Raw genomic sequence first — 15,915 nt, 5'->3', positions numbered from 1 at the left:
GAAATTCTCGTTGCGCGCGAGTCTATTGTCTTTTTTGCGATTGTGGAGGGGGCCTGATCGCAAAGACAAGCGCCCTGCCCCCTTCCATTTCGGCTTTCGCACTCCTATGGCAGCTTTTTCTTTCCCTGCGGCAAGGCGTGAAATGGTTCTCCGGATCGGAGGCTGGTATGCCGTGAATGGCCAGTGCTAGGCTCTGGTTCCGTTTTCTTGGCCGGAGTCCCTTGATGGAATCCTTCACGCCTCTTTCCGCCGCGCTTGGCGGCAGCCTGATCGGCCTCGCCGCGGCCGTGCTCTGGCTCGGCAATGGCCGCCTCGCCGGTATCTCCGGCATCTTCGGGCAATTGCTGCCGCCCGCGCAGACCGTCGTCTGGCGGCTGGTGTTTCTGGTTGCGCTGGTGGCCGGCGCCTGGGCGGCGTCCCGGCTTTTCCCCGCGCTCGGTGTCGGCGGCGTCGAACCGGCCGCGCTTGTGCCCCCGCCTGCCGCCTGGGGCGTGCCGCCACCCGTCTGGCTGATCGTCGCCGGCCTCCTTATCGGCTTTGGCACCAAGATCGGCAATGGCTGCACCTCGGGCCATGGCGTCTGCGGCCTCGCGCGCCTCTCGCGGCGCTCTGCGGTTGCCGTTGCGGTATTCTTCGGCGTCGCCATCCTCACCGTAACCGTGACGGGGATCGTCTGATGGCCAACCTGCGTCCGCCCTATCTCGCGACATCAGCCCTCAGCGGCCTCCTCTTCGGCGCCGGCCTCTATGTGTCGCAAATGGTCGATCCCCTAAAAGTCCTGCGCTTCCTCGATTTCACCGCCATTCCCACCGGCGGCTGGGACCCGAGCCTGGCTTTCGTCATCGTCCCGGCCATTCTCGTCATGTTCATCGCCGTGCGCATCGGCCGCCGCCGCCCGGCGCCGCTTTTCGACACCGAATTCCACGAGCCCGAATATAAGCGCATCGATGCCCGCCTCGTCGGTGGCGCCGCGCTCTTCGGCGTCGGTTGGGGCATGTCCGGCATTTGCCCCGGCCCGGCCATCGCGCTCCTGGCCTTCCCGCCGGACGGGATCTGGCTTTTCCTTGCCGCCCTCGTCGCCGGCTCCTATGCCGGTAGCCTCATCGTGCCCAGCGGCCATTCCAAACGCCTTGCGGATGCCAAATGACTGAGAACACCGATATCATCGTCGTGGGTGGTGGCCTCGCCGGCCTCGCCGCCGCCGTGAGCCTCGCCCGCGCCGGCTACGAAACCCTGCACCTCGCGCCCACGGCCCCGCCCGATCGCCGCACGTCGGCCCTGATGATGCCCAGCGTCGATTTCCTGCTGTCCTCCGGACTCATCGACAGCCCGGAAAGCACCGGCCACCCGTTGACCGCCATCCGCATCATCGACGCCACGCCCCGCCTCATCCGCGCGCCCGAAACCCTCTTCGACGCCAAGGAAGCCGGCCTCGACGCCTTCGGCTGGAATTTTGCCAATGCGACGCTCCTCGAGCGTTTCCAGTCCGCCGCGCCCACAACCGGTCTCACCACCCGCAACGCCGCCGTTACCGCATATGTCAGAGAAAACAACCTCGGCATATTGACGCTAAGCGACGGCGCCACCGTCGCCGCGCCCCTCATCGTCGGCGCCGACGGCAAAAAGTCCCTGATCCGTACCGAAGCGGGCCTCCCCGCCCGCGAGCACAAATTCGAGGAATCCGCCCTCGTCTGCGATCTCGAACTCGGCCGCTCCATCGGCGGCACCTCCATCGAGTTTCACTATCCCCACGGTCCCTTCACCCTGGTTCCGGCCGGTGGTAACCGCGCCAATCTCGTCTGGATCGACGAGGAATCGGTGCTCCGCCAAACCCAGGCCGGCGGCCCCGAAGCCCTCCTCGCCGCTTTCCGCACCCGCTCGCAAAACCTCTTCGGCAGCATCAAGCTCGCTTCTCCCAGCTTCATCTTCCCATTGAGCGTGCTCACGGTCACCGAAGCCGGCCACGATGGCACGGTGCTGGTGGGCGAATCCGCCCATGCCTTCCCGCCCATCGGCGCCCAGGGCCTCAATCTCGGCCTCCGCGACGTTGCCGACCTCGTCGCCGTTCTCGCCGAAGCCGACCGCACCGCCCCCGATTGGGCCGCTAGCGCCAGCAAAGCCTATGCCGACCGCCGCGCCGCCGACCTCTCGCGCACCGGCACCATGGTCGACACGCTCTTCCGCTCGCTCCTCGGCGAAATGCTCCCGACCCAAGCCCTCCGCGCCGGCGGCCTCTGGGCCCTCAAACTGATGCCATCGCTGCGCCGTCAGGCCTTCTCCATCGGCATGGGCCAGCGGTCGGCCTAGGTTTACCCTGTACCCGCCCAGTAGACCTCATCCTGAGGCGCGAAGCGCAGCGTAGCCTCGAAGGGCGAGGTCGTGGCACAAGGCCTCCACTCGCCCGCCCTCGTGGTTCGAGGCTTTGCTTTGCAAAGCACCTCACCATGAGGGCTACTCGGCAAAAAAAAAGGCGCAGCCTCAGCCGCGCCCTTTTCAATTCAAACCTGCGAAAACCTTACTGCGCGGCAGGGGCCGGCGTGGCGCCGTCCGCAGCCGGAGCATCGGCCGCCGGAGCGCCGGTCTGCTCGGTCAGGTCCTTGCGGAGCTGTTCGGCGCGATCCTGCAGAACCTGCTCAAGGGCGTTCTCGCCCGAGGTTTCCTGCTGGAATTGCTCGAAAGTCATCGCCGTGTCGCTGTCATAGGCGGCAGTGAAACCGGACAGGTTGATCTCGATGGTCAGATCCTGGTTCTGGCGGTTCTTCGCGGTCAGGGTCAGCTTGTTGCCGCCCTTGAGCGAGTTCACATACTGCTCGTTGATCACCAGCTGGGTGGCGCACGAGGTCGGGTCACAGATCATATAGGGCACGCGCACGGGCTTGGCGCCGTCGATCTGCCAGGTCAGGCCGAAAGGCAGCAAAACCCCAAGCGGCACGGCAGCAACGGCGAGCAGGCGCGATTCCTGGCCTGGATCGTCGCGCAGCAGGAAGGAACCGAGGAACTGGCCATTGGCCAAAACCACCTGGCGCATGATGCAAGCCTTCTGCCCATCGGGCAGCGGATCGCAGACCTTCAGCCAGTTCTGCGCAGGGTTGGCAGCGGCCGGGGTCGCAGCGGCGCCGGCAGCAGGCGCTTCGGCAGCGGGAGCCTCAGCGGCCGGTGCAGGGGTCTCTTGAGCAAAGGCCGAGAGCGGCGAGAGCAGCAGAGCAGCTGCTGTCAAACCAGCAACGAGGGGTTTCCTGAATTTCATAGAGTGTCCTTGCCTTCCTTGGCGGTCTCGGCGGCACTCCGCCACCTAGAAACTTACCCGCCCTTCAAGGGCGCAATTCGGGCAATAACATGACCGGAAGCCCTTGCCAAAATATTATGAGGCCCCTGCGCAACATAGAGCACGTCTTGAGAAACCCGGTCCCGATTTCTCCATCAAAGCCCCAAACTATTGTGCGCAGCGCAAATCCGTTAGTGCGCGGCGCCCTTTAGCCTTTTTCAAGCGCCCGCCTCGGCCAATTTCGCCAGTTTCGAAAGGATCGCGGCCGCGCCCTTGAGCCTCGTTTCCGGCGTCGGCCAATTGCGCGCGAACACGAGTTTCTGATCGGGCTTGATGCGAACCTGGTTGGCCGGATCGCTCACGAGCTTCACCAGACCCACCGGATTGGGGAATTCGCTGTTGCGCAGCGTCAGCACCGCGCCCTTCGGTCCAGCATCGACCTTTTCGACATTTGCCTGACGGCACAAGGACTTGACGAGGATCACCTTGAGCAGTGCCTCGACCTCCTCGGGCAAAGGCCCGAATCGATCGATCAATTCCGCGCCCGCCGCATCGATGTCGCGGATATCGGTGAGATCGCCGAGCTTGCGATAAAGCTGCATGCGCAGCGTCAGATCGGGCACATAGTTTTCGGGGATCATCACCGGCATGCCCAGCGAAATGCTCGGGCTCCACTCGTTGCGATCCTCGTATTCGGCCTCCCCGTTCCGTAGCGCCGCCACGGCCTCTTCGAGCATGGCCTGATAAAGTTCGTAGCCCACTTCGCGAATATGGCCCGATTGCTCGTCGCCAAGGAGGTTCCCCGCCCCGCGAATATCAAGATCGTGGCTCGCCAACTGGAAACCGGCCCCCAGACTTTCGAGCGATTGCAGCACGCCCAGCCGCCGCTCCGCCGTATCGGTCAATTTCTTGTCAGCCGGCACCGTGAACAGGGCATAGGCGCGCTGCTTAGCCCGCCCGATGCGCCCACGGATCTGATAAAGCTGCGCCAGGCCGAAATTATCGGCCCGATGCACGATCAGCGTATTGGCATTGGGAATATCGAGCCCGGATTCGACGATCGTCGTTGCCAGCAACACGTCGAATTTGCCGTCATAAAAGGCGTTCATGATGTCGTCGAGTTCCCCCGGCGGCATCTGCCCATTGGCAACGACATAGGAAACTTCCGGCACCTGCTGGCGCAGGAATTCGGCAATGTCAGGCTGATCCTTGATTTTCGGCACGACGTAAAAACTCTGCCCGCCGCGATACTTTTCGCGCAGCAGCGCCTCGCGGATCGAGAGCGGATCGAAGGGCGAAATGAACGTGCGGATGGCGAGGCGATCGACCGGCGGCGTCGCCAGCAGTGAAAGATCGCGCACCCCGGTCAGCGCCAGTTGCAGCGTGCGCGGAATCGGCGTCGCCGTCAGCGTCAGCACATGCACATTGGCCTTGAGTTCCTTCAGTCGCTCCTTGTGGCCCACGCCAAAGTGCTGCTCTTCGTCGATGATAAGCAGTCCCAAGTCATGGAACTTGATGGTCTTCGACAGCAGCGCATGCGTGCCGACAACGATATCGACCTGCCCATCGGCCAGTCCATCCTTGGTCGCCTTCAATTCATTGGCGCTGACCATGCGCGAGGCGTGACGCACACGCACCGGCAGGCCCTTGAAGCGCTCCGAGAACGTCTTGAAATGCTGCCGCGCCAGCAGCGTCGTCGGCACCACCACAGCAACCTGCTTGCCGCTCAGCGACACGGCAAAGGCCGCGCGCAGCGCCACTTCGGTCTTGCCGAAGCCCACGTCGCCACACACCAGCCGGTCCATGACCTTGCCCGAGGTAACGTCGTCGAACACCGCTTCGATGGCCGTAAGCTGGTCCTCGGTTTCCTCATAGGGGAAGCGCGCTGCGAATTCGTCATAGGCCCCGGCATTGATGTCGATGACATCGGCCTTGACCAGCAAGCGCTGCGCCGCGAGCTTGATAAGCTGCTCCGCCATCTCGCGGATGCGCTTCTTGAGTTTTCCTTTTTTCGCCTGCCAGGCGACACCACCCAGCTTGTCGAGCATGACAGACGAGTCATCCGACCCGTAACGGGTCAGCAGTTCGATATTCTCGACCGGCAGATAGAGCTTGGTATCGCCGGCATATTGCAGCTCGACGCATTCGTGCGGCGCGCCACCGGCCTCGATCACTTTGAGGCCCACGAACCGGCCGATACCATGATCGACGTGCACCACGAGATCGCCGGCCGACAGCGAAGCCGCCTCGGTCAGCGCGTCCGAAGCCTTTTTCTTCCGCTGCGGCCGCAGAATGCGTTCGCCCAAAATGTCCTGCTCGGAGAGGACCATCAGGTCCTTAGTCTCAAAGCCGGTTTCGAGCGGCAGCACCACCAGCGAGGTCGTTGCCGCGCTCGTCGTTTCGGCATCCCGCCAGTTTTCCGCCATACGCGGATTGGTCAGCCCATGGTCCTTCAACACCTGGGCCATGCGGTCGCGCGTGCCCGCGCTCCAGCAGGCGACAATCACCCGCCGCCCCTCGCGCCGCTCCGCCAGGAGACGATCGACAACCGCCTGGAACAGATTGACGTCCGAAGCCAACCGCTCCGCCGCAAAGCTCGGCGCAATATGCCCGCCCCAATCGTCGCCCTTCTTGGCGCTCGGCGAAAGGAACTGAGAAAGCTGGATCACCGAAGCCCCGGCCAGCGTCTGCGGCTGCACATCGAGATCGTAGAGCAGCTCCGGCTTGATCGGCTTATAGGGCGCCCCTGCCCCAGCCACCGGCTTTGCCTGCCGCGCCGTTTCGCGCGCTTCATAATAGTCCGCGATCTGCTCGGCGCGTTCGGCAAAAGCCTCCGCGGCCTGATCGTCGAACACAAATGGCGCGTCGCCGGCATAATCAGAAAGCCGGTCCATATGGTCGTAGAAGAACGGCAGCCAATGCTCCGTCCCCGAATAGCGCGACCCGCCGCTCACCGAGGCATAAAGCGTGTCGTCGACCGTATTGCCACCAAACGCCGCCGTGTAATTCTGCCGGAAGCGCCGAATGGTCTCTTCGTTGAGCACGACTTCGCTCATCGGCGTCAGCGCAATGCGCTTCAGCGTCCCCGTGGTCCGCTGGCTGTCGGGATCGAACGTCCGGATCGATTCAAGCTGGCTACCGAAAAAGTCGAAGCGCAGCGGCACCTCCGCGCTTGCCGGATAGAGGTCCACCAGCCCGCCGCGCACCGCATATTCGCCGCTTTCCCTCACGGTCGGCACGCGCAGATAGCCATTGTTGGAAGCCCAGACGATCAGCTTTTCGCTATCGACCACCCGGCCAATCGCCGCCGAAAACGACATGGTTTCAACCATATCGCGCGGCGGCAACTTCTGGATCAGCGCATTGACCGCCGTCAGCACAATGGCGCCCTTGGCCCCGCTGGTCAACGCCGCCAGCGTGTTCATCCGTGCTGCAATGGTGACGTTATTGGGCGAAACGCGGTCATAGGGCAGGCAGTCCCAGGCCGGCAGCGTCAGGATCGTGTGCCCCGGCAGCATGGCGCCGAGCACCTCGGCCATGCGCTGCATCCGCCGCCCGTCGCGCGCGACGAACACCAGGCTCGCCGCGTCATCCGGCGCATCCTTCAAACGCTGCTCGATCAGCCGCGCCAGCGCCATGGGCTGCATGCCGTCGGGCACATTGGAAATCGTCCGGATCGCCGGCAGCCCGGTCATTTCATTCATTTTTCGATCCGCGCCTGATGATCGGCGACGACCAGATCGAGAAAAGCCCGATCGACATGGACCGGCGGCTCTTCCTGCCGCATCACCCATTTGAGCAGCGGCGGATCTTCCTCGTTCATCAGCGCTTCGAGCCGGTCGAGTTCGGCAACGCCATACCCCTCGATATTGGCATCACAAAACGGCCCCAGCACCAGGTCCATCTCCTTGGTCCCCCGGTGCCAAGCGCGATACCGCAACCGCTTGCGCCGAATAGCAATGTCCTCACCGGCCGTCATTTCGACATCCATGATTCAAGTTTGTTCCCGATTTGGACATGTCTTACGCGGGTTGAATATCGTTGTCACCCCACTCACCACCCCTTCCCTCGCCCCTTGAGGGAGAGGGACAGATTTTCTGCGTTCAGCAGAAAATCAGGGTGAGGGGTATTCTCTCCTCCGCAGAGGAGCGAGTGACTATACGGCAAGAGTACCCCTTATCCCGACCAAAATTCGCAAATGCGAATTCGGTGACCCTTCGGGCACCTTCTCCCTCAAGGGGAGAAGGGGGCGCCTGTGGTTGTTGAGAAGAATGCGCCCAACTAATCTCGCGCGCAGGAGAATCACCCTTGTCGCGTCCCGAAACCCTCCAGCCCCTGTTCCGCTCGCTCCACTCCATCAAAGGCGTGGGCGACAAGCTCGCCGCGCTGCTGACGCGCTTCTTCGGCGCGCCCGAGGGGCAGGAAGCCATCGTCCTCGACATCCTGATGCACATGCCCTCCGGCACGGTGGATCGTCGCCGTCAGGTCGGCATCGCCGAAGCCTATCTCAACCAGATCGTCACGCTCAAACTCCACATCGACCGCCACCAGCCCCCGCCGCGTGGCCGCGAGCACATTCCGCACCGCGTCTTCGCCCATGACGAAACCGGCGACATCAGCCTTGTCTTTTTCCGCGCCCAAGGCGGCTGGGTCGAAAAGGCGCTCCCCGTCGGCGAAGAGCGCTACGTCTCGGGCAAGATCGACTTCTTCAACGGCGAAAAGCAGATCACGCACCCCGACTACATCGTAGAGCCAGACAAATTCGCCACCCTGCCGCTGGTCGAGCCGGTCTACCCGCTGACCAACGGCCTCAGCTCAAAAGCTCTCGCCAAACTCGTCCGCCAAGCCGTCGAGTCCATCCCCGTTCTCCCCGAATGGATCGACGCCGAAACGATGTCCCAGCGCAAATGGCCGACCTTCACCGAGGCCATGCGAAAAGTTCATCTGCCCGAAAATCCGGACGAAGCCGAACTCTGGGGTCCCTCCCGCCAGCGCCTCGCTTATGATGAATACCTCGCCGGTCAGATCACGCTGCAGCTGCTCCGCTCGTCCATGATTTCCGAGCGCGGCATTGCACGCACTTTCACCGGTTCGGTCACGTCAAAGGTTAGCAGTGTGCTACCCTTTAGCCTCACCGAGGGGCAAACGGTTGCACTCGGTGAAATCATGGCCGACCTCGCCGCGCCCGAGCGCATGTCCCGCCTTTTGCAGGGCGATGTCGGCTCCGGAAAAACCGTCGTCGCCCTCATGGCCATGGCCGCCATGGCCGAAAGCGGCGCTCAATCCGCCCTGATGGCGCCGACAGAACTCCTTGCCTCACAACACTTTAAGACCATCAAGCCGATCTGCGACGCCGCCGGCCTCGGCTGCGCCCTCCTCACCGGCAAGATGCCCGCCGCCGAACGCCGCGCCATTCTCGCCGGCCTCGCAGACGGCACCACGACCATAGCCGTCGGCACCCATGCCCTGTTCCAATCCGGCATTGAATTCAACAACTTGGGCCTCACCGTCGTCGACGAACAGCACCGCTTTGGCGTCCACCAGCGCCTCGCCCTCTCCGAAAAAGGCCGCCACACCGACCTCCTCGTCATGACCGCAACGCCGATCCCCAGAACGCTGGTCCTCACCCACTTCGGCGACATGGCCGTCAGCACCCTCCGCGAAAAGCCAAAAGGCCGTCAACCCATTGATACGGCTGTACTTTCCATAGGCGACTACGATCGCGTGATTGCCCGCCTGCACTCAAGGTTAGCCGAAGGCGCGCAAGCCTATTGGGTCTGCCCGCTGGTCGAAGAAAGCGAGCATCTGGAAGTCGTTAGCGCCGAAGATCGTTTCGCCGAACTCCAAAAAATCTTCGGCCTCGAAGTCGCCCTCGTCCACGGCCGCATGTCCGCCGCCGCCAAACAGGACGTCATGGCGCGCTTCAAAGCCAATGAAATCAAGCTTCTAGTGGCCACCACCGTCATCGAAGTCGGCGTCGACGTCCCCAACGCCACCATCATGATCATCGAACACGCCGAACGCTTCGGCCTCGCCCAGCTCCACCAGCTCCGCGGCCGCGTCGGTCGCGGCTCCCAGCGCTCGGCCTGCCTCTTGCTCTACAAGGATCCCCTCAGCGAAACCGCAAAGGCCCGTCTCGAAACGATAAAATCCACCGAAGACGGTTTCGAAATCGCCGAGCGCGACCTCGAACTCCGCGGCCAGGGCGACATTCTGGGCACACGCCAATCCGGCATGCCCGGCTACCGCCTCGCCGTCCCCGACGTGCACCGGCACCTCCTCGAATTCGCCCACGACGACGCCAAGGCGCTGATGCAGCGCAATCCCGGCCTCACCGGCGACGAAGGCGAAGCCGCCCGTACGCTGTTGTATTTGTTCAGAAAAGACCTGGCGATTCCGCTGATCCGGGCGGGTTAGCGCCACGCCCTCGTGGTTCGAGGCGCCAAGGGGCGTACCTCACCATGAGGCCTACTGGCACATCGGCCCAAAGCCCTCATGGTGAGGTGGGAGCGCAGCGACCCTCGAACCACGAGGGCGTGCGCACCAGCCCTATTCCACCGTCACCGACTTCGCCAAATTCCGCGGCTGATCCACGTCCGTGCCCATGAACACCGCCGTGTGATAGGCCAGCAACTGCACCGGGATCGTCGCCAAGATCGGCGCGACAAACGGATGCACATGCGGAATTTCGATGATGTCGGCCACCCCATGCCCCACAGTCTTCGCGCCCTCGGGATCGGTAATCAGAATGATTTTCCCGCCCCGCGCCGCAACTTCCTGCATATTGCTCAGCGTCTTGTCCACGAGCTCGTCAGACGGCGCCACGACGATCACCGGCATGGCCTCGTCCACCAGCGCGATCGGCCCATGCTTCAGCTCACCTGCCGCATAACCTTCGGCGTGGATATAGCTGATTTCCTTGAGCTTTAGCGCGCCCTCCATGGCGATCGGGAACATCGGCCCGCGCCCGAGATAGAGTACATCCTTGGCCTTGGACAACCGCTTGGAAATATCAACGATCTGCCCTTCCGCGCCCAGCGCCCCGGACACAGCCGATGGCAGCGCCACCAGCGCCCGCACCAGTTCCGCTTCCTGCTCGGCGCTCACCACGCCGCGCGCCCGGCCTGCCGCCAGCGCCAGGCTCGCCAGCGCCGTCAACTGTGCCGTCAGCGCCTTGGTCGAAGCAACGCCGATTTCCGGACCGCAAAGGATCGGAAACACCACGCCGGATTCGCGCGCAATGGTCGATTCAACCGTGTTGACCAAACTGGCCACATGCTGCCCCTGCCCCGCGCAATAGCGCAAAGCTGCCAGCGTATCGGCCGTCTCGCCCGACTGCGAAATGAACAGCGACAGCCCGTTCTTTTCCAGCGGCGGCTCTCGATAGCGGAATTCGCTCGCTACATCGATATCCACGGGCAGCCGCGCATAGCGCTCGAACCAGTACTTTGCCACCGCGCCGGCATAATAAGCCGTGCCGCAGGCGCTCATGGTCAGCCGCGAAAGATCAGCAAAATCAAACGGCAAGCTCTCGCGGATCGCCACCTTTTCCGCGCCCATGTCCACATAATGGCTGAGCGTGTGGGAAATCGTTTCGGGCTGCTCGTAGATTTCCTTGGCCATGAAATGGCGATGGTTGCCCTTGTCCACCATCAGCGCCGAAGCCTGCGACAGCAGCTGTTCGCGCTGCACGATCGCGTCCTTGCCATCGCGAATGGTCACCCCGGCCGGCGTAATGACAGCCCAGTCGCCATCCTCGAGATAGGTCAGGCGCGAGGTAAACGGCGCCAGCGCCATGGCGTCGGACCCGAGATACATTTCCGTCGTGCCATAACCCACGGCCAGCGGCGCACCATGGCGTGCCGCGATGAGCAAGCCATTCTCGCCCTTGAACAAAAACGCCAGCGCAAAGGCGCCCTTGAGCTTCTTCAGCGTCCGGGCCACGGCCAGTTCCGGATCGGCGCCATTGGCCAGTTCCCGGCTCACCCACAGCGCCACGGATTCGGTATCCGTCTGCGTCTGCGGCAAATATCCGTCCTGAGCGAGATCGGCCAGCAACTCGCGGAAATTCTCGATAATGCCGTTATGCACCACGGCAACGCGCTCGGTCGCATGCGGGTGCGCATTCTGCTCGGTCGGCGCGCCATGCGTCGCCCAGCGGGTATGCCCGATGCCGATATTGCCCCCAAGCGGCTCCATCCCGAGCCGCGTCGCGAGGTTCCCGAGCTTCCCCTCGGCCCGTCGCCGCGCAATGGCGCCACTTTCGAGGGTCGCCACCCCGGCGCTGTCATAACCGCGATATTCGAGCCGCTTCAGCGCATCGACCAGGCGACCGGCAACCGGTTCGTTACCGACAATTCCAACAATGCCGCACATCTTATTTCCCCTTGGCCGCGAGCTTGGCGGCCTTTTTGGCCAGCGCCAGTTCGCGCAGTTTGGGCGCATAGCCCGCCTTGTTTTCCTGCCGCGCCCGGCCAAAGGCCAGCGCGTCGTCCGGCACGTCCTGGGTAATCACGCTACCCGAGGCTGTATAGGCGCCGTTGCCGATCGTTACCGGCGCCACCAGCGAGGCGTGCGACCCGATAAAGGCATTGTCGCCGATAACAGTCTTATCCTTGTTAACGCCGTCATAGTTGCAGGTGATCGTGCCCGCGCCGATATTGGTTTTTGAGCCAATCTCGGCGTCGCCAAGATAGCTCAAATGCCCCGCCTTCGTCCCGGCCCCGATCTTCGACTTTTTCACCTCGACGAAATTGCCCAGGTGCACATCCGGCCCCAGCTCCGCCCCGCCGCGAATACGCGCAAACGGCCCGATGCTCGAACCCTCGCCGATCACGGCGTCTTCGATGTCGCAAAAGGCGCGAATTTCGACATTGTCGGCGATTCTGACGCCCGGCCCGAAAACCACATTGGGGAAAATCGTCACATCGCGCCCAATTTCCGTATCCCACGAAAACCAGACGCTCTTGGGATCGCGCAGCGTCACGCCAGCTTCCATGGCCTCAATGCGTTTGAATTCCTGGAACGTCGCCTCGGCCTCGGCCAATTTGACGCGATTATCGACCCCGACCAGTTCCCCGGCGTCGGCCTCGATGAAATCGACGCGCCGGTCATCGCCCGCCGCAATCTCAACCGCATCGGTCAGATAATACTCGCCCTTGGCATTCTCGTTGCCGATCCGGTCGATCACGGAACGAAGCGTCTCGCCCCGGAAACCCATGATTCCCGAATTGCAGAGGCCGATCTTGCGCTCTTCCTCGGTCGCGTCCTTGTGCTCGCGGATCGCCAGCACACGCCCACCTTCGGTCAATAGCCGTCCATAGCCCGTGGGATTGTCGGGCCTGAACCCGACCACGACAATATCGGCGCCGCTATCGAGCCTCTCGACGATTTCCGCTATCGTCTCGGCCGTCACGAGGGGGGTATCCGCGAAGAGCACCAGCACATGGCCCGTGGCCGCCTCGAAGGCCGCGCGTGCCTGCTGCACTGCGTGAGCCGTGCCCTTGCGCTCCACCTGCTGAGAAATATGCGCATCGGCCTCAAACCGGGCCACGGCCTCTTCCACGGCCTCGTGGTTCGGCCCGACCACCACGGCAATGGTCGAACCCGCCGCCTTGGCCGTCCGCAGCACATGGCTGACGACAGGCAGGCCGCCGACGTGATGCAAAACCTTGGGCAAGGATGACTTCATCCGCGTGCCCTCGCCGGCCGCAAGAATGATGGAAAGCAGTTCTGTCATCGCGGTTACTCCAGCTTGCCAGGTTCTTCTTCGCCCAATGCCACAAATTTATGGCCGATGTCATTGGTGAATAGATAACCAATGACACATTCTAATAGAGCGTAGTGCCCTTGATTCGTTGGGCAATCGAGGATGGACAATTGGTGCAGAATTCAGAACAGTTTCGGCAGTCGGACGTCAAAGTCTGGGGAATAGCCGCACTTGTCTGCGCCGGCATCGCTGTCCTCGCGGCCAATGTGAGTGGTCTCATCCCCTCTTCGGCCCTCAATACGCTGCATTCGCCGCGAAGCGACGCGGCATCGCTCTCCCAATTGCGCCAGCAGGTTGCCGAGCTGCTCACCGAAACGGCGCAGTTGCGCCGCCAGAATGAGATTCTGACGACCCGCTTCTCTTTGCAGGAACAGTCCGGCAATGAAGTGGTGCGGCGCGTCGGCGCACTGGAAGTCTCCATGCCGAACCTTGCCGAAATGCGCCCCGTCACCGGCTCGGTCGATCGTTCCGTCACCACGGCTTCGATCACTAGCAATGCCGGCCAGCAGTTTGCAGCCGATGGCGGTACGGTCGTCGTGCATCAGTCGCCGCTGCAGCAACCCTTGCCCGCGCCTATCGCCGTGCCCAGCGCCTCGTCCGGCGCCAAGGTGGGCTACGCAGTCGCCGTCGGCTCGAACTTTGCATCCGGCCAGGCGGCCGCCCAGTGGCGCAATCTCGAGGTTCGCCTGGGTTCGCTCGTCATCGACATGTCGCCGCTGGTGACTGAAGGCACAGGCGCCAATCAGCAGCGCCTCGTCATCGGCCCTATCGCGCAAATGTCCGAAGCGCGCGATTTCTGCCAGCGCCTCGAACAGATGGAAATCGCCTGCTCGCCAACGAGCTTTGCAGGTGCGCCCATTAATTAGCACGGGTCCTTCCCCAGCCTTGGACGGCCCCGGCGCAATATCGGTTGACTCCGGGACTATCCTGACTATTTTCCGCGCCAACGCCGCAGGGTGTTAGACAAAAAGTATGCGCCGGTAGCTCAGTGGTAGAGCATTCGACTTTTAATCGAATGGTCGCGGGTTCGACCCCCGCCCGGCGTACCACTTTTCTCTTTCATCATCCGACAAGACCGGGCAGCTGCGCCGAATGCAGACCTGTGCAGGGCCGCTGTCTTGACCTTGCCACACGACTTGGGCATGACCCCGGCAACCCATTTTCCGTTTCTGGCACCATGTCACCCTGTTCCACCGACATCGATCCCTATGCCGAGCTCGACAATCGGGCCGATGCGGCAGAGCTGTCGGATGAGTATCGGATGCCCGTCGCCGTTCGCCGGCGCCGCCCGGTCACGAGAATTCTCGCCCAGCCCGGCCGCCGCCGCGTCTGACTGCTGTCAGAATCAACCCGGCGAACTAATATCCAACCCAACAGCATTGTGAGGAGGCGACGTGTCTCAGGATACTATGGACCTGCTCAAGGTCCTCGCAGCGGTCGCGCTTGTCTTCGCCGCATCGACTCTCGTCATGCTCTACGTCATTTTTCTGATGGCGCAGTACGGAGCCAACCTGCCCATGGTCGGCGCCGTGCCACTCTTCGCGCCGCCCGAATTGATTCCCCTCTTGGCGCAAAGTCAGGTTTTCGCCACCCTGGCCGCCGTCCATGTAACAGCCACCGGCCTTGCCCTGGCGCTCACCAGCAACACCATCGACATGGCCCTGCTGATCACCGCCAAGGCCGTGACCGTGGTCATCACCTCGCTGATCGGCTTTGCCGGCGGCCACATGATCTATCTGCAACTCAACGAAAACACGCCGCTCACCGCCAGCGGCATAGCCCCGGCGCTCATCGCGCTCGTCGGCTACTTCCTGCTCTCAACCGCCCTCAGCGTCCCCGCACTGCGCCAATTGGGCAACCTGCGCTTCATCATCGCCATCGGCCTCGTGCTCATCGGCCCGATGCTGCTGGTGTGGTTGTAGCGGGGTCATTGTCCCAGTAGACCTCACCTGCTCAGTAGGCCTCATGTACTCAGTAGACCTCATGGTGAGGTGCGCAACGCAGTGAAGCCTCGAACCCCGAGGTCGTGCCCCGACGCCTCAGCGCCACGCCCCCGTAGTTCGAGGCTTTGCAAGGGCAAAGCACCTCACCATGAGGGCTACTGAGGAAACTGCACCGAACGAACCTAAGCCGCCAGCGTCACCACAACAGCCCCACGCGGCGTCGCCACCACCGTGTGCTCATATTGCACGCACGGCGCCAGCGGCTCGGCGATCAGTGTCCACTCGTCATCTTCGCTTTTCTGCGCCGCCATCTGCCCGCCCAGCGACAGGAACGGCTCGATGGTGAACACCAGCCCATTCCCGATCCGCCGCCGCTCCGAACGATCCGGCCAGGTCGGAATTTCCCCCGGCTCGTCATGGAGGCTATCGCCCACCCCGTGGCTCGCAAGGTTCCGGATCAGCGTGTAGCCGCCCTTTTTGGCCACCTTGCCGATGGCGGTGCCGATATCGGCCAGCGGCACGCCCGCCTTGACCACATTGATCCCCGCCCACATCGCCTTCTTGCCATCGCGGCAGAGCGCATCGAGCCGCTTGTCGCCCTTGCCCAACACATAGCTCGCGCCGCAATCGGCAAAAACGCCGTTCAGCTCAGCCGAAACGTCGATATTGACGAGATCGCCCTCGCGCAAAACCCGGTCGCCGGGAATGCCGTGGGCAATCTCCTCATTCACCGAAATGCAGGTCGTCCCCGGAAAGTCATAGGTCACGATCGGTGCCGACAGTGCCCCATGCTCGGCGAGGATTTTCGCGCCGATCTCGTCGAGTTCCAGCGTCGTCATGCCCGGCCGCATGGCCGCCGCCATGGCGTCGCGCGCCACGGCACAGATGCGGCCAATCGCCTTGAGTTTTTCCAGTTGCTCGTCGGTGGTGATGGTCAA

At 62.9% G+C, this 15,915-nt stretch carries 13 protein-coding genes and 1 tRNA gene; 8 read left to right on the top strand and 6 right to left on the bottom strand.

The features are described from left to right. Positions 1-224: 224 nt before the first annotated feature. From ASD83_RS02570 to ASD83_RS02560, 3 genes are read left to right on the top strand one after another with little or no spacing between them, the layout of a single operon-like run. Positions 225-677: a YeeE/YedE family protein gene (locus ASD83_RS02570; RefSeq protein ID WP_056307655.1), complete on the top strand. Its 453-nt coding sequence runs from the start codon at positions 225-227 to the stop codon at positions 675-677. After that, entirely contained in the window at positions 677-1,147 is a 471-nt protein-coding gene (locus ASD83_RS02565; protein ID WP_056307653.1) for a DUF6691 family protein, read from the top strand. Before ASD83_RS02570 ends, ASD83_RS02565 begins: the two co-directional genes overlap by 1 nt. Next, positions 1,144-2,307 (top strand): FAD-dependent monooxygenase, encoded by a 1,164-nt coding sequence (locus ASD83_RS02560; protein ID WP_056307651.1) that lies wholly within the window; start codon positions 1,144-1,146, stop codon positions 2,305-2,307. The genes ASD83_RS02565 and ASD83_RS02560 overlap by 4 nt, the downstream gene beginning before the upstream one ends. A gap of 208 nt (positions 2,308-2,515) precedes the next feature. Here ASD83_RS02560 and ASD83_RS02555 read toward each other — a convergent pair whose 3' ends face one another. From ASD83_RS02555 to ASD83_RS02545, 3 genes are all read right to left on the bottom strand, one after another. After that, entirely contained in the window at positions 2,516-3,247 is a 732-nt protein-coding gene (locus ASD83_RS02555; RefSeq protein WP_082560914.1) for an invasion associated locus B family protein, read from the bottom strand. Positions 3,248-3,483: 236 nt separating this feature from the next. Continuing rightward, entirely contained in the window at positions 3,484-6,969 is a 3,486-nt protein-coding gene (gene mfd / locus ASD83_RS02550) for a transcription-repair coupling factor (RefSeq protein ID WP_056307648.1), read from the bottom strand. Then, positions 6,966-7,244: a succinate dehydrogenase assembly factor 2 gene (locus ASD83_RS02545; RefSeq protein WP_200946445.1), complete on the bottom strand. Its 279-nt coding sequence runs from the start codon at positions 7,242-7,244 to the stop codon at positions 6,966-6,968. The genes mfd and ASD83_RS02545 overlap by 4 nt, the downstream gene beginning before the upstream one ends. Before the next feature lie 329 nt (positions 7,245-7,573). Here ASD83_RS02545 and recG point away from each other — a divergent pair, with 329 nt between their 5' ends. Then, the gene (recG, locus tag ASD83_RS02540) at positions 7,574-9,682 is read left to right on the top strand and encodes an ATP-dependent DNA helicase RecG (RefSeq protein ID WP_056307644.1); all 2,109 of its coding nucleotides are present in this window, start codon (positions 7,574-7,576) and stop codon (positions 9,680-9,682) included. Positions 9,683-9,814: 132 nt separating this feature from the next. Here recG and glmS read toward each other — a convergent pair whose 3' ends face one another. Both glmS and glmU read right to left on the bottom strand, forming a co-directional pair. Further along, positions 9,815-11,641: a glutamine--fructose-6-phosphate transaminase (isomerizing) gene (gene glmS / locus ASD83_RS02535; protein WP_056307642.1), complete on the bottom strand. Its 1,827-nt coding sequence runs from the start codon at positions 11,639-11,641 to the stop codon at positions 9,815-9,817. Position 11,642: 1 nt separating this feature from the next. Further along, positions 11,643-13,004, bottom strand: coding sequence for a bifunctional UDP-N-acetylglucosamine diphosphorylase/glucosamine-1-phosphate N-acetyltransferase GlmU (gene glmU / locus ASD83_RS02530; RefSeq protein WP_056307640.1), 1,362 nt, complete (start codon positions 13,002-13,004; stop codon positions 11,643-11,645). Between the two features lie 140 nt (positions 13,005-13,144). Here glmU and ASD83_RS02525 point away from each other — a divergent pair, with 140 nt between their 5' ends. The 4 genes from ASD83_RS02525 to ASD83_RS02515 all read left to right on the top strand — a co-directional run bounded on the left by ASD83_RS02525 (position 13,145) and on the right by ASD83_RS02515 (position 14,956). Continuing rightward, positions 13,145-13,900, top strand: coding sequence for a hypothetical protein (locus ASD83_RS02525; protein ID WP_156385710.1), 756 nt, complete (start codon positions 13,145-13,147; stop codon positions 13,898-13,900). Positions 13,901-14,008: 108 nt separating this feature from the next. Beyond that, positions 14,009-14,083, top strand: a tRNA-Lys gene (locus tag ASD83_RS02520). A gap of 128 nt (positions 14,084-14,211) precedes the next feature. After that, a complete protein-coding gene (locus ASD83_RS20865) occupies positions 14,212-14,367 on the top strand; it encodes a hypothetical protein (RefSeq protein WP_156385708.1) in 156 nt (51 codons plus the stop codon). A 61-nt stretch (positions 14,368-14,428) separates the two neighbouring features. Continuing rightward, a complete protein-coding gene (locus tag ASD83_RS02515; RefSeq protein WP_156385707.1) occupies positions 14,429-14,956 on the top strand; it encodes a hypothetical protein in 528 nt (175 codons plus the stop codon). 203 nt (positions 14,957-15,159) lie between these two features. Here ASD83_RS02515 and map read toward each other — a convergent pair whose 3' ends face one another. After that, on the bottom strand, positions 15,160-15,915 hold the full coding sequence (gene map, locus ASD83_RS02510; RefSeq protein WP_056307632.1) for a type I methionyl aminopeptidase: 756 nt from the start codon (positions 15,913-15,915) through the stop codon (positions 15,160-15,162).

The sequence above is a fragment of the Devosia sp. Root685 genome (genome assembly GCF_001427875.1).
In the GTDB taxonomy this organism is placed as follows: Bacteria; Pseudomonadota; Alphaproteobacteria; order Rhizobiales; family Devosiaceae; genus Devosia.
This window is presented reverse-complemented; position numbering and strand designations above follow the sequence as displayed.